This window comes from Parafrankia sp. EAN1pec (assembly GCF_000018005.1).
In the GTDB taxonomy this organism is placed as follows: domain Bacteria; phylum Actinomycetota; class Actinomycetes; order Frankiales; family Frankiaceae; genus Parafrankia; species Parafrankia soli.
Genome location: NC_009921.1, coordinates 7,295,103 through 7,309,396, shown reverse-complemented (window position 1 = coordinate 7,309,396; position 14,294 = coordinate 7,295,103). Strand labels below are relative to the sequence as shown.

The window sequence follows — 14,294 nt, the reverse complement described above, 5'->3', positions numbered from 1 at the left end:
CGGTTGCGCATGAGTGCTGTCAGCACGACGGATATGGTTCACTGCGCTCCGTGAGCATGTATCGCTAGAATTCCGGCAAATGGTGTCGGAGAAGATCTGGCTCGCTTCCGCGGGGCGCGGTGTTGGTGGACCCGGTGAGATGGTTTTATTGGCCATGCGGCAGGATCGGGTGTCATGTTCTGGTCTGACCGTGTTGCGGGTACCAGGCGGCGGCAGGCCGCCCACGAGGTCTCGAACCACGGAGGCCGCGGCCTCCTTCATCCGGTTCGGCCCGACCCGGTAACGGCGGCGCAGAGCTCTCCGGAGGCATCGGATTCCGTGGCCGCGGCGAGCTCCCCGGTAGCGCGGGGCCCCCTGGGCCCGCGGGTGGAGACGCGGCCGGAGGGATGGCGCCTGGTGGATCGCCGCGGCCTGCTGAAGGCCGCCGGGATGGCCGCCGTCGCGGCGCCCGCCACGAGCCTGCTGGCGGCCTGCGGGGGCGGTGGCTCCGGTGGTTCCGGCGCACGCTCGGTGCGCATCGGCATGGTCAGCCCGCGCACGGGCTCGCTGCGGCTCTATTCCGAGGTCGACGCGCATGTCGTCGAGACAATGCGCACGATCTTCAAGGACGGCATCCGGGTCGGCCGGAGCACCCTGCCGGTGGAGATCTTCGTTCGGGACGGCCAGTCCGACCGCAACCGGGCCGCGGCCGCCGCGACCGACCTCATCTTCACCGACCAGGTGGATGTCGTCCTGGTCGGCGGCACCTCGGACAACGCCAACCCGGTGTCCGACGCGTGCGAGGCCAACGGCGTCCCGTGTATCTCCACCGAGGCTCCGTGGGAGTCGTGGTTCTACGGGCGCGGCGGCAACGTCCAGGCGCCGTTCTCCTGGACCTACCACTTCTACTGGGGCATGGGCGACCTGCGGGGCGCCTACACGACCATGTGGGGGCAGCTGGACGTACCCCGCGTGGTCGCCCTGCTGCTTCCCAACGACCAGGACGGCGCCACCTTCTCCAACGGCGTGTTCGGCCTGCCCGCGCTGGCCCAGGCCGGCTTCCGGATACTTTCCGACGTCCCGCCCTATTCGGTCGGTGAACGTGACTTCAGCGCACAGATCCAGAAGATCATCGATAACGACGTGGAGATCGTCGCGGGTATACCCAATCCGGACGACTTCGCCGCGTTCTGGCGGACGCTGAACGACCGGAACTACCTCCCGAAGGTCGTCACCATGTCGAAGGCGCTGTCCTTCGAGCGGGACGTGGAGAACCTCGGTGCGACCGCGAACGGTTTCACCACCGAGGTCAGCTGGTCGCCGAAGCACCAGTTCCGCAGCTACCTCACGAACCGCACCGCGGAGGAGCTGGCCAGCGAGTACGTCGACCAGACGGGACGGCCCTGGGCGCCGTCCCTGGGCTTCACCCACGCGCTGTACGAGGTGCTGGCCCAGGCGCTGGTGAACGTCGACTCCATCGACAACGCGCGCGGCATCGCCGACGCCATCGCCCGGGTGAAGGCGAACACGATCGTGGGCACCGTCACCTTCGGCGGGGCCCAGAACGTCCCCAAGAACGTGGGGAGCATCCCGCTGGTGGGTGGCCAGTGGCGTCAGCAGAACAACACCTTCAACCTGCGCGTCGTCGCCAACAACGGCAGCAACATCGCGCCCGACGGGCCGGTCGAGGACCTGCAGACGGTGCAGAACCGCTGATCCGAGGTACGAAACAGGGCCGGGGCCGGGGCCGGGAACGGCGGCCCCGGCCCCCGGTGGCGGAAGCGGCGGTATCCGGAGCCGGCAGCGGCGCGGACAGTCCGGAAAAGCCAAAGGCGTGGGGGGTGCTCCGGTTTCGGAGCACCCCCCACGCCTTTCCGACCGGGAGATCCCGGAACGGCGATGCCTCAGGTCCGCGCCGCCGCGCGGGACATCGTGTGCTCGACGACGGCGATCAGCGCGCTCTTCGTGGAGTCGCGGTTACGGGCGTCGCAGGTGATGATCGGGACAGCCTGGTTGATCTGCAGGGCCTCGCGGACATCCTCGATCGAGTGGCGCAGGATCCCGTCGAAGCAGTTCACGCCGACGACGAACGGCAGCTGACGCTGCTCGAAGTAGTCGACCGCCGCGAAGCAGTCCGCCAGCCGTCTGGTGTCCGCCAGGACGATCGCGCCGATGGCACCGCGCACGATGTCGTCCCACATGAACCAGAACCGGTACTGCCCGGGCGTGCCGAACAGGTACAGGATCAGGTCCTCGTCCAGCGAGACGCGGCCGAAGTCCATGGCAACCGTCGTGGTGGTCTTGTCCACGAGGTGGGTGAGGTCGTCGACGTGCGCGCCGGCCTCGGTCATGACGGCCTCGGTGCGCAGCGGGACGATCTCGGACACGGAGCCCACGAACGTCGTCTTGCCGGCGCCGAATCCGCCCGCCACCACGATCTTCACCGAGGTCGTGGCGACGGCGGAGTTGACCCGTCTGTGGTCAGAGCTTTCGAAGGCCACTGAGAACCCTTTCGAGCAACGCGAGATCCGGTGCCTCATCGCGGTCCGGCTGCTGGTGGACACGGACGAAGCCTTCGTCCGCCATGTCGCCTACCAGGACGCGGGCGACTCCGAGAGGCACCCTCAGACCGGCGGCGATCTCGGCGATGGATCGCACCTGCCGGCACATGGCGGCGATGGTCTGCTGCTCCAGGTTGAGGCTTAGCACCCGCTCCTCGCCGAGCGGGGTTGTGAAAACGAGTGCCTCGATGGCGAGCTCGTAACGGGACCGAGTCCGCCCACCGGTCATCGCGTAGGGGCGGACGACCGGTCCGGGCGCGTTCTCGGGATCGATGCTCACCCTGACTCCCTGGACCTACCCATGTTCACCGCGGAAGCGTTCCCTGCAGCTCGGCTCGCAGAGCCGGTGTGAGGACGTCCTTGGCACGGGTGACGAGCAGTGCCATCTCGTAACCGACCAGTCCGATGTCGCAGGACGGTGCGGCGAGTACCGCCATGCTGGCCCCGTCGCTGATGGCCATGATGAAAAGGAATCCGAGCTCCATCTCCACGACGGTCTGGGTGACGGCGCCGGCCTCGAAAACCCGGGCGGCTCCGCCGGTGAGGCTCACCAGCCCGGAGGCCACCGCGGCGAGCTGGTCGGCGCGGTCGCGGGGGAATCCGTCCGAGACCGCCAGCAGCAGTCCGTCGGCGGAGACCACCACGGTGTGGGCGACGCCCGGAACCCGGTCGACAAAGTTATTGATCAACCAGTTGAGGTTCTGGGCTTCGGAACTCACGGGTGTCACCGTTCCTCCTGCACGTCACGTCGGGGGTTCCTCGTGGTGTCCGTTCCGACATCACGTCCCTGCCGCACGCCCTGGTAGAAGCTGGCGAGCCGACCACCGACAACCTCTGGAGAGCGTGTCGTCGGCTCTGGGGGACGCCGGCTAGCCGCTGGTTCGGCGCTGCCGGGCACGAGATGGGTCATGGGAACTCGAACCGGAAGTCCGGACCGTGTGGTGCCGCCGGCGCTGGGCTGCCGGAGCTGCTCCGCGGCCTTCCAGCCGGCATCGCCGGCGGACGACCAGGAGCCCTCCGGCGGCTGCCCGCCGGAGACCACAGGCTGCGGTCCTGTTTGCGGAGTCTGCCGCGGTGCCTGCGCCGCGCCGGCCGGAACCGGTGCCCCGGGGAGCGGAGCGCCGAGACCGGGACGGCGGATCCCCCGCGCGGGGGACTCGACGATCGGTTCCCCCCGGGCCGGTGTACGCGGTACCGCGGGAGGCTGCGTGGTGCGGTGCACCGGCGCCGACGGCTGGGGCCGCTGGGGCAGTGGCGTGACCTGGTGGATGGGCTGCTGCGCGGGCGGGGCCTGCCGGGTCGCCGGCGGCTGCTGCCCGGCGCCCTGGGCCCGTACCGGGCCGCGGGTGGGCCGCTGCCCACGCCGCTCACCCTGCCCGTTCGACGAGCCGTTCGAGGGCGCCGGCGACCTGCGCTGGAACCACGCCGAGACGGAGTCGAAGATCGGCGTGGTGTCGACGTCCTCGCCCTGCTCGGCGGCGGCCAGCTCGCCGGTGTCCTCGGCCCGAGGCTGGACGGGCTGCTCGAGGGGGCCCGTCTCCCTGGGCGTGCGGAACGCGGCGGCCAGGTTGGGGCCGGTCCGAGGGAAGGGCCCGGTCTGGTCGGGACTGGGCCGGGCGGGCGCCCGGTTGAACACCCCGCCCGGCCGGGAGAGCGCGTCCGTCTCCGGCTCGGCGTACATCGAGGTCGGGCCGGTCGGCGGGCCGACCTGCGCCGAGTACTCGTCCTGCTCCGCCTGGGCGTCGGGCAGGAGGTACCCGCCGGTGTCGGCGCGCTCCGGCTCGGGCTCGTCGCCCTCGCCGCCGCGGCCGATCGCCATCGGGTAGGTGTACGGGTGCTCCCCGGTGTGCGGGTCGACGTCGTTCTGGCCGTCCAGGCGCTGGGGCAGCGGGCCTGAGTCGAACGCCTCGAGCGCGAACTCGGCGGAGTCCTCGGGACCGGTCTGGCCCTGGGTCGGGAACGGGTCGGTCTCCTCGCGCCGCGGCTGCCCCGACCCGTTGAGCATGCGCTCGTCGGGGCCGTTGCCGGGGTGGTGCCCGTTGCGGGCGGGCCCGTCCGACTGGCCGCCACCCCCACCGAACAGGGACACGGGGCCGGTGTCGGGGGAGCCTCCGGAGGGTGGTCCCTGCCCGAAGCCCTGCCTCTGCCCGAAGGCCTGCCCGAGGCCCTGACCCTGGCCGAACCCGGAGCCCTGTCCGGGTCCCTGCCCGAAGCCCTGCCCGGGTCCCTGCCCGAAGCCCTGCCCGAACCCGGGGCCCGTCCCGGTGCCGTTGCTGCTCGGCGCCAGCGAGGATCCACCGGCGGCGGCGGACGCGGCCGGGTCGACCGTGGGACTGAAGTTGGTGGTCGGCAGGCCACTCCCTGCGCCGTTGCGGTCGCTGCCGCGGGGCAGGGCCAGCCCGCTGGAGCCGCCGCGGGCGACGGCCTCCCGGCCACCGGGCTGGCCGCCCGGCCCTCCGCTGCCCGGCCCGATCGCCGCGGCCGGGCGGGGGGCGCTGGGGATCGCGCCGCCGTCGCCCGTGACCAGCTTCGCGGGCAGCCGGACGACCGCGGTGATACCGCCGGACGCCGACTCGCGGAGCTGGACGCGGATCCCGTGCCGGCCGGCCAGGCGACCGACGGCGAACAGGCCCATGGTCCGGGAGACCGAGACGTCGACGATCGGCGGGTTCGCGAGCCGGTCGTTGACCCGCTCGAGCTCCTTGGCCGGCATGCCGATGCCCTGGTCCTCGATCTCGATCATCGCGCCGGCACCCGGCCCCAGCGAGTGGCTGGACACCATGACATCGGTGACCGGCGGCGAGTAGGAGGTGGCGTTCTCGAGCAGCTCGGCGATCAGGTGGACGACGTCGCTGACACCGCTGCCGGCGATGGACACCGAGGCCGCCCCGGTCTGCTTGACCCGGGTGTACTGCTCGACCTCGGAGATCGCGGCCAGGACCACCTCGTTGACCGGGACGGGGTGCGTCCAGCGGCGGGCGGTGTCGGTGCCGGCGAGGACCAGCAGGGACTCGTTGTTCCGCCGCATACGGGTGGCGAGGTGGTCGAGCTTGAACAGGTTCGCCAGCTGGTCCGGGTCCTGCTCGCGGTTCTCCAGGTCGTCGATCAGGCGGAGCTGCCGTTCGACGAGGCCCTGGCTTCGGCGGGAGAGGTTCACGAACATCGCGTTGACGTTGTTCCGCAGGACGGCCTGCTCGGACGCGAGCCGGACCGCCTCGCGGTGGACCGCGTCGAAGGCCCGCGCGACTTCGCCGATCTCCTCGTCGGAGTCGATACCGATCGGTTCGACGTCGTCCGAGATGTCCTGATCGCTGGAATCTCGCAGCCGGCGGACCGCCTCGGGCAGTCGCCGGCCGGCGACGTCGAGGGCCGCGGTCCGCAGCGCGAGCAGCGGCCGGACCAGCGAGCGGGCGACGACCACGGCGGCGAGCAGGGCGCTGGCGAGGATGACGACGATCAGCAGGCCGGACAGGAGCGCGCCGCGCTGGATCTGGCCGCGCAGCTCGCCGACCCGGTCGTCGGTGATACCCAGCAGGCTGCCGGTGACCTCGGTGCCGAGGTCGATCGTCTCCTTGGTGGCACGCAGCCACTTCTCGGAGTCGATGACCTCCAGGGGCTGCCCGACGGGAGCGTTGAGGACCTGCTCCGTGTACAGAGCGGTGTTCTCGATGTCGTTGTTCTCGTCGGAGTTCAGCTTGTCCCGGTAAATGGTGAGCTCGGCGGGAGTCGCGTCTTCCTCGAACGCTCGGAGCAGTTCCACGCGCTGTGAGTAGGTGCTCAGGAACTCTCGGTAGTCCTCGGTGGTGAATGGACGCCCACTGATCGCCACTCCGTGTACCAGTGCCTGCTCCACGGCGAGTTCCTCGTTCGCCCGGACGAGATGGTCCGTGGCGGTGACGCTCGTGAGGAGTTGCTGGTCGTCGTTGCCCTGAGGGATCCGGACGACGAGATCGATCAACGAGTCGATGAGGGGTTTGTAGACCGCCCGCACCGAGCCCGGGTCCACCATCCGCACGGAGGCCTGGCGCAGCGAGTCCAGGCGGCTCAGCCGGTTGTCGGCCGCCTCCAGCACGTCCCGGACCTCGGGGCCGAACGACTCCGCGCGCCCCTTGGTGACGTTCTGGTAGGCGGTGTAGGCGTCGTTCACCGCCGCCCGCCGGGACTCGACCGCGGGCAGCGACCCGGTGCGGGCCACGAGGCCTGTGGTGAACGTGCGCTCCTGCTGCAGGGAGTAGACCAGCGTGGACGCCGACCTGCTGATCTCGATCAGATCCCGTACCCGGTTCACGTCACGGGTGCTGGTCAGCACCGATGCCGCCTGGATCGACGAGTTGACCAGGATGGCCACGATCGGCACGGCGAGAATGGCGATCAGCTTGGTGCGCACCCGCCAGTTGGTGGGGTCGGTCACCGCATGACGAAGACTCCGGCCGCCGGACCGCTCGGGCCGGGGCGGCGTCGGGGGCCGGTCGTCGTGGTGGTCCTCGTCTTCCACGGACGAACCAGCCGCCGTCATCGGCGGCCGGTCTGCGGCCATGCCCGTGCTGCTGGCCATCGGTTGTCTGCGCACGTACCTTCGCAACCTCTCCGCCAGCCTCCCGGAACAGGTCGTACCAGGATGGCTCGGTATCGGGCCCGGATGTCCCTCACAACGCACCTTAGCGGTACGTACTGAGCGCCCGAAAGGCGCCCACCGTACGCCCGTTGTCGGGCTGAGGCCAGTTGTGGGCGGTTTGCGCCGAGTTAGTCACGGATGACCTCCTCGGTGAGCACTGTCGGTCGGTCTGTCCATCGTCATCAGTGACGTTCAAGGAGCCTTAACGATGGCATCTGGGGGTTCATCGCGTTCGGTGGCCCGTTCGTTCGATCGAACGGTTCGTCCGATCGAACGGTTCGTCGGTTCGGCGGCCGTTCGTCAGCGGGTTCGTCAGCGGTTCGCCGCGACGGCCGAAGGTGGCCCCAATGTGGGGCGAGTGCACGGCCATGCCGCCTGATGCTCGGGTCCACCGTCCTCCGTAGGCTTGATGGGTGAACGAGTCACCTCGCGCCAGCTATGGCTCCACCGGCGCACATCCCGGTTACGATCCGGTTCTCGTGATCGACTTCGGCGCCCAGTACGCCCAGTTGATCGCTCGGCGCGTTCGCGAGTGCCATGTGTACTCGGAGATCGTCCCGTGGGATATGCCGGTAGCCGAGATCCTGGCCCGGCGCCCGGCCGCGCTCATCCTCTCTGGCGGGCCGAAGTCCGTCTACTCCCCGGGTGCCCCCCGGGTCGACCCCGCGCTGTTCGCTGCCGGGGTGCCCGTCCTGGGCATCTGCTACGGCCACCAGGTGATGGCGCAGGCGCTGGACGGCACGGTCGCCCGCACCGGCACCGCCGAGTACGGAGCCACCCGGCTGCGGGTGGACGACCCCGGGGTGCTCTTCGACGGCCTCCCCACCAGCCAGCAGGTCTGGATGTCGCACGGCGACTCGGTGACCGCCGCGCCCCCCGGTTTCCGGGTGACCGCGTCGACGCCGTCCACCCCGGTCGCGGCGTTCGAGGACCCCACCCGCAGGCTCTACGGCGTGCAGTTCCACCCCGAGGTCGTGCACAGCGAGCGCGGGATGGATGTCCTGCGGCACTTCCTGCTGGTCGGCGCGGGCTGCCGGCCGTCCTGGACGATGATCAATATCGTCGAGGAGGCCGTGACCGCGGTGCGGGCGCAGGTCGGCAATGGCCGGCTGATCTGCGGCCTGTCCGGCGGGGTCGATTCGGCGGTGGCCGCCGCGCTGGTACAGCGAGCCGTCGGTGACACCCTGACCTGCGTGTTCGTCGACCACGGGCTGTTGCGGGCGGGCGAGGCGGAACAGGTCGAACGCGACTTCGTCGCCTCCACCGGCGTCGACCTCGTCCACGTGAAGGCGGCGGACCGCTTCGCCTCCGCGCTGGCCGGGGTGACGGATCCGGAGCAGAAGCGGAAGATCATCGGGCGGGAGTTCATCCGCGTCTTCGAGGAGTCCGCGCGTGAGCTCGACGCCCGCGCGGAGGCGGAGGGAACGCACATCGGTTTCCTCGTCCAGGGCACTCTCTACCCGGACGTCATCGAGTCCGGCTCGCCCACCGCCGCCAAGATCAAGTCCCATCACAATGTCGGCGGGCTGCCGGACGACCTGCAGTTCGACCTGGTCGAGCCGCTGCGCACCCTGTTCAAGGACGAGGTCCGCCGGCTCGGTGAGGAGCTCGGCCTGCCCGAGGACATCGTCTGGCGCCAGCCGTTCCCGGGCCCGGGGCTGGCCGTCCGCATCATCGGTGAGGTCACCCCCGAGCGGCTCGAGATCGTCCGGGCCGCCGACGCGGTCGTCCGGGACGAGATCCGCCGAGCGGGGCTCGACCGGGAGATCTGGCAGGTCTTCGCCGTGCTGCTGGCGGACGTCCGGTCGGTCGGCGTCCAGGGCGACGAGCGGACCTACGGTTTCCCGGTGGTGCTGCGCGCGGTGACCAGCGAGGACGCGATGACCGCCGACTGGGCTCGGCTGCCCTACGACCTGCTGGAACGCATCAGCAACCGGGTCGTCAACGAGGTTGGGCAGGTCAACCGGGTCGTCTACGACATCACCTCGAAGCCGCCGGGCACGATCGAGTGGGAGTAGCCCCCACAGGTGAGGCCGGCGCCGCGGCCGCCGTGCCGTGCTACGGGCCGTCCGCGCTACGGGGCGGGCGGCCCGGCCGGCGTCCGTCGTCGGCCGGGCCGCCAGGGCGTCAGCCGCCTGCCGGAGCGTCCGCCGGGACGTCCTACCAGGCTCTCCGTCGCCCGTCGGGGTGGTGTTGCGTGGTTTGTGTCCGGGTATTGCCGTGAAATGGTGTCGGGTGCTGATTCGCCTCCTGGGGAATCGCGTCAGCCACCCGTCGGAAAGTTGCTAGTGCCTGCGCGGGGCGGGTCGTATTGCGCCCGCCGGCGGTTGTCCGCGCACGCCGGCGCCCTTCCCGTGCACCGGCCCGGCGGCATCGAGATGCGCCGCCCGTTCCAGGCGGACATGTCGCCACATCTGGTCGGACTTCGCGCTCCCGCATCTCGCCAGACGCCATTCGCCGCCGTTCCCGGCGGCGCCGCGCCGGTGACTTCTTGGGCGACTTCCGTACCCGTCGAGATCTCTTGCGGGACATTCTTGTTGGCGGGTTGTGGGCCATGCGTCTTGTTTGTGGAGCAAAAAGACGGCGAATGCCACCCGAATCGGGGCATTTAGGGTGTTCCCGTGCGCGGTTGACGGGTCGTCGGCGCCGCGCCCGTCGGTGATCTCCCCGGCGCCGCGGACCGTGGAAGCCGAGCGGCCGGTGCGCCCGCACACCTGCCGCTGCGGTGGTTCCCCGGTGGAGGGGCCGGTTTGACTACGCCCGAGCCGCGGAGCACGCTGGACGAGTGCCGCAGCACCTCATGGTGATTACGTAGGCGCGTGACCGTCCTCGAACGGGTCGCGCGCCCAGCCCTTCCGCCCTACGGCGGGGGGCTTTTTTGTTTGCCGCGGCCACAGCGAGGTGGCCGCCGAGCCACCCAGGAGATCTTCGATGACATCACCATCCGTGAGCGGGCCCTCGGCTACCGGCGCCTCGCCGTCCCGGGTGGGCGACACGGCTGACGCTGACGACACGGGAGATCGCGAGGCCGTGGCAGCCCCGACCGTAACTCCGGTCACCCCGGCCGTCGCCCGGGTCGGAGCGCGGCCGGGGCTGCTGCGGCCAGGCAACGCGCGCAGGGCGTCCACGCGACGCACGTTCGGCCCCCGAGCGGCCGCGTCCGGCCGGGAAGCAGGATGCCGCCCAGGCAACGGCACTCCGCTGCCGCCCGATGCCACGGTGCCGGCAGGAACGCTGGCTGCTGAGGCGCTGGCTGCTGAGACGCTGTCGGTCGGCGCGCTGGCGGTCGACGTCGCCGACGTGGTGGCCGCCGCCGACGGGCTGCGGGGGGTCGCCCGGCGCACCCGGGTCGCGGCCGACGCCGACCTGACCCGGCTCACCGGCTCGCCGGTCTGGCTCAAGTGCGAGCACGAGCAACACACCGGTTCGTTCAAGCTGCGCGGCGCATATCACCGGATCGCGGCCGCTGGCCCGCGCGCCCGCGAGCGGGGGGTCGTGGCCGCGAGCGCGGGTAACCACGCGCAGGGCGTCGCCTTCGCCGCGGCCCGGTTCGGCGTCGAAGCGACGATCTTCGTGCCGGAGAGCGCCAACCCGTCGAAGGTCGCCAGCACCCGGCGTTGGGGCGCCCGGGTCGAGTACGTCCCGGGCGGGGTCGACGCGGCGCTCGCGGCGGCGGCCGCGTTCGCGAACGAGGGCGGCCGGCTGCTGGTCCATCCCTTCGACGACGCCGCCGTCATCGCCGGGCAGGGGACGATCGGGCTGGAACTGCTCGAGCAGGTCCCGAACCTCGCCACCGTCATCGTCGGAGTCGGCGGCGGTGGTCTCCTGTGTGGCCTTGCCGTAGCGATCAAGGGCCTGCGCCCGGACGTCCGCGTCATCGGCGTCCAGTCCGCCGCCGCGCCGGCCTTCGCCACATCCTTCCGCACCGGTCGCCGCGTCACGGTGCCCCCGGGCAGCGCCGGCACGACGGGGACGGTCGGCCAGCCGGGAACCGCCGCCGGCACCATCGCTGACGGGATGGCCGTGGCCGCGCCCGGGCGGCTCACCCTCGAGCTCGCCACCCGTCTCGTCGACGACGTCGTCACGGTCGACGAGAGTGCGTTCTGGGAGGCGATGGTCCTGCTGCGCCGGACGGGTCAGCGGGTGGAGCCCGCGGGCGCGGCGGGTGTCGCCGCGTTGCTGCGGACCCCCCGGCTCGCGGTCGGGCCCACCGCGGTGGTGATCTCTGGCGGCAACCTCGACCCGGCCGTCGACGCCAGGGTCGCCGCACTCGCCGACGCTGGTGCTGGTGCTGGTGCTCTCAGCGCTGCCGGTACCGGCACCGTCGGTGCCGACCCGGCCGGCTCGGCCGCGGGCCGTCGAACGGTTGCCTGACCGCCCGCTGCGCCGACCGGCGGGCCTGTGCCCGGAGGTTGGGGCAGGCACGACCCGGCCGCGAGGGCTCGGGCGGGGCATGGAAGTGTCGGACCCGCCCGGCAGCATGGCGTGGCGGTCGGCGTGGCCGCGGCGCCGGGTGGTTGGCCCGTCGAACGTACGATCGAGGTCTGATGAGCACTCTTTTCGACGACACCTTCGGCCCCGGGGCCCTGGTCGACGGCGGTGCCCCGGCCGGCTCCGGCGACGGCCACGAGCCGCACGGTGATCTTCCTGGCGGCGGTCGGGCGTCCCGTGGGGCCTTCGGCCCGGCGGTGCTCGAGCCGGGCGGCGCCACCCGCGCCCGGGCGCCCAGGCTCGACCCGGACGAGCTGCTCGAGGGGCTCAACCCGCAGCAGCGTGCCGCGGTGGTGCATGCCGGCTCGCCGTTGCTGGTCGTCGCGGGTGCCGGGTCCGGCAAGACCCGCGTGCTCACGCACCGGATCGCGTACCTGCTCGCGGCGCGCGGCGCGCGGCCCGGCGAGATCCTCGCGATCACCTTCACCAACAAGGCCGCCGGCGAGATGAAGGAGCGCGTCGAGGCGATCGTGGGCGGCCGCGCCCGGGCGATGTGGGTGAGCACCTTCCACTCCGCCTGCGTGCGCATCCTGCGCTCGGAGGCGAGCCGGCTCGGCTTCGGCTCCTCCTTCTCGATCTACGACGCGGCGGACGCCCAGCGCCTCATCACGCTGGTCACCAGGGATCTCGACCTCGATCCGAAGCGGCACACGGCCCGTGGGCTCGCCGCGGCGATCAGCGCGCTGAAGAACGAGCTGGTCGACTGGGAGACGGCCCGGGACAGGGCCACGAACCACATCGAGCGCACGGTCGCCGAGGTCTACGCCGCCTACCAGCAGCGCCTGACCCAGGCGAACGCGCTGGACTTCGACGACCTGATCATGACCACGGTCAACCTGCTGCAGGCGTTCCCGGACGTCGCCGAGCACTACCGGCGCCGGTTCCGCCACGTCTTGGTGGACGAGTACCAGGACACCAACCACGCCCAGTACGTGCTCATCCGTGAGCTCGTGGGCCGCTCGGCGTCCTCGGCTGACGAGCCGGCTGCGGGCTCCGGCGAGGCTGTGTACTCCGGCGGTTCCGCGGAGCCCGACGGGGCGGGGTGGCCCGCGAAGGCGGTGCCGCCGTCGGGTGCCGTTCCGTCCGCGGAGCTGTGCGTCGTCGGTGACGCGGACCAGTCGATCTACGCCTTCCGTGGCGCGAACATCCGCAACATCGTCGAGTTCGAGCAGGACTTCCCGAACGCGGCGGTCATCCTGCTGGAGCAGAACTACCGCTCCACGCAGACGATCCTCTCCGCGGCGAACGCGGTCATCGCCCGCAACGCCCAGCGCAAGCCCAAGCGCCTGTGGTCGGACGCCGGTGACGGCGAGCGGATCGTCGGCTTCGTCGCCGACAACGAGCACGACGAGGCCGCGTTCGTCGCGGAGGAGATCGACCGCCTCGGCGACGAGAACCTGGCCAGGCCGGCGGACGTCGCCGTCTTCTACCGGACGAACGCGCAGAGCCGCGTGTTCGAGGAGATCTTCATCCGGGTCGGCCTGCCGTACCGGGTCGTCGGTGGCGTCCGGTTCTACGAGCGCCGCGAGATCCGTGATCTTCTCGCCTATCTGCGGGTGTTGGTGAACCCGACGGACACGGTGAACCTGCGGCGCATCCTGAACGTTCCGCGGCGCGGCATCGGTGACCGCGCGGAGGCGATGGTCTCGGCCTTCGCCGAGCGGGAGCGGATCGCCTTCTCCGAGGCGCTGAGCCGGGTGGACGAGGTGCCCGGCGTGGCGACCAGGTCGGCCCGCTCGATCCGAGATTTCGTCGCCCTCCTGGAGGGCCTGCGCGAGCAGCTGCCCGCCGGCCCGCTGGCCGTGATCGAGGCGACGCTGGAACGGACGGGCTACCTCTCGGAGCTGGTCGCGGAGGACACCATCGAGGCACAGGGCCGGGTGGAGAACCTGCGCGAACTCGTCGGGGTCGTCCAGGAGTTCACCGAGCGGCGCCCGGACGGCACCCTCGCCGAGTTCCTGGAGCAGGTGGCGCTCGTCGCCGATGCCGACCAGATACCCGACGACGACGGCTCGGACGGCGTGGTCACGCTGATGACCCTGCACAGCGCGAAGGGCCTCGAGTTCCCCGTCGTGTTCCTGACCGGGCTCGAGGACGGCGTCTTCCCGCACATGCGCACGCTTGGCGACCCGACCGGGCTGGAGGAGGAGCGCCGGCTCGCCTACGTGGGCGTCACCCGGGCCCGTGCGAGGCTGTACCTCACCAGGTCCCAGGTACGCAGCGCCTGGGGGCAGCCGGCCTACAACCCGCCGTCCCGGTTCCTGGGGGAGGTGCCGGACTCGCTCGTGGAGTGGCGGCGGCTGCCCGAGCCTGCCCCGGCCGCGGGCGGTGGGCGGTTCTCCGGCGGTGGGTCGGCGGGCGCGGGCAACGGTTCCGGTGGGTCCGGCGGGAAGCTGCCGAGCTCCCCGTTCGGGGCGAAGCCCAGCCGCCCGGCGGCGCGTCCGATCATCGAGCTGACCCCCGGCGACCGTGTCACCCACGACACGTTCGGTCTCGGTGTGGTCGTCACGACGAGCGGGGTGGGGGACTCGCGCCAGGCCAAGGTCGACTTCGGCGCCGAGACCGGCACGAAGGACCTCCTCCTGCGCTACGCCCCGGTCGAGAAGCTCTAGCCCGGAGGTCTGGCGGCGCGGCGGCGTGGGGTGAGG

At 71.5% G+C, this 14,294-nt stretch carries 8 protein-coding genes; 4 read left to right on the top strand and 4 right to left on the bottom strand.

The window, feature by feature from the left end:
- Nucleotides 1-396 precede the first annotated feature (396 nt).
- The gene (locus FRANEAN1_RS29690) at nucleotides 397-1,695 is read left to right on the top strand and encodes an ABC transporter substrate-binding protein (protein ID WP_347176810.1); all 1,299 of its coding nucleotides are present in this window, start codon (nucleotides 397-399) and stop codon (nucleotides 1,693-1,695) included.
- Nucleotides 1,696-1,883: 188 nt separating this feature from the next.
- On the opposite strand, the gene FRANEAN1_RS29685 is transcribed toward FRANEAN1_RS29690, so the two are convergent.
- Genes FRANEAN1_RS29685 through FRANEAN1_RS29670 form a run of 4 tightly spaced genes read right to left on the bottom strand, consistent with a single transcriptional unit; the run spans nucleotide 1,884 to nucleotide 7,095 of the window.
- Nucleotides 1,884-2,480 carry an ATP/GTP-binding protein gene (locus tag FRANEAN1_RS29685; RefSeq protein WP_020463435.1) on the bottom strand — a complete coding sequence of 199 codons (597 nt, stop codon included), beginning with the start codon at nucleotides 2,478-2,480 and terminating at the stop codon, nucleotides 1,884-1,886.
- Nucleotides 2,461-2,820: a DUF742 domain-containing protein gene (locus tag FRANEAN1_RS29680; RefSeq protein WP_020463434.1), complete on the bottom strand. Its 360-nt coding sequence runs from the start codon at nucleotides 2,818-2,820 to the stop codon at nucleotides 2,461-2,463. Before FRANEAN1_RS29680 ends, FRANEAN1_RS29685 begins: the two co-directional genes overlap by 20 nt.
- A gap of 25 nt (nucleotides 2,821-2,845) precedes the next feature.
- Nucleotides 2,846-3,268 carry a roadblock/LC7 domain-containing protein gene (locus FRANEAN1_RS29675; RefSeq protein ID WP_020463433.1) on the bottom strand — a complete coding sequence of 141 codons (423 nt, stop codon included), beginning with the start codon at nucleotides 3,266-3,268 and terminating at the stop codon, nucleotides 2,846-2,848.
- Nucleotides 3,265-7,095, bottom strand: coding sequence for a nitrate- and nitrite sensing domain-containing protein (locus FRANEAN1_RS29670; protein ID WP_041254917.1), 3,831 nt, complete (start codon nucleotides 7,093-7,095; stop codon nucleotides 3,265-3,267). Before FRANEAN1_RS29670 ends, FRANEAN1_RS29675 begins: the two co-directional genes overlap by 4 nt.
- A 473-nt stretch (nucleotides 7,096-7,568) precedes the next feature.
- Here FRANEAN1_RS29670 and guaA point away from each other — a divergent pair, with 473 nt between their 5' ends.
- From guaA to pcrA, 3 genes are all read left to right on the top strand, one after another.
- The gene (gene guaA, locus FRANEAN1_RS29665; RefSeq protein ID WP_020463431.1) at nucleotides 7,569-9,173 is read left to right on the top strand and encodes a glutamine-hydrolyzing GMP synthase; all 1,605 of its coding nucleotides are present in this window, start codon (nucleotides 7,569-7,571) and stop codon (nucleotides 9,171-9,173) included.
- Nucleotides 9,174-10,101: 928 nt separating this feature from the next.
- A complete protein-coding gene (locus tag FRANEAN1_RS29660; protein WP_157473682.1) occupies nucleotides 10,102-11,529 on the top strand; it encodes a pyridoxal-phosphate dependent enzyme in 1,428 nt (475 codons plus the stop codon).
- A gap of 173 nt (nucleotides 11,530-11,702) precedes the next feature.
- A complete protein-coding gene (gene pcrA, locus FRANEAN1_RS29655; protein ID WP_020463429.1) occupies nucleotides 11,703-14,258 on the top strand; it encodes a DNA helicase PcrA in 2,556 nt (851 codons plus the stop codon).
- Nucleotides 14,259-14,294: the final 36 nt, after the last annotated feature.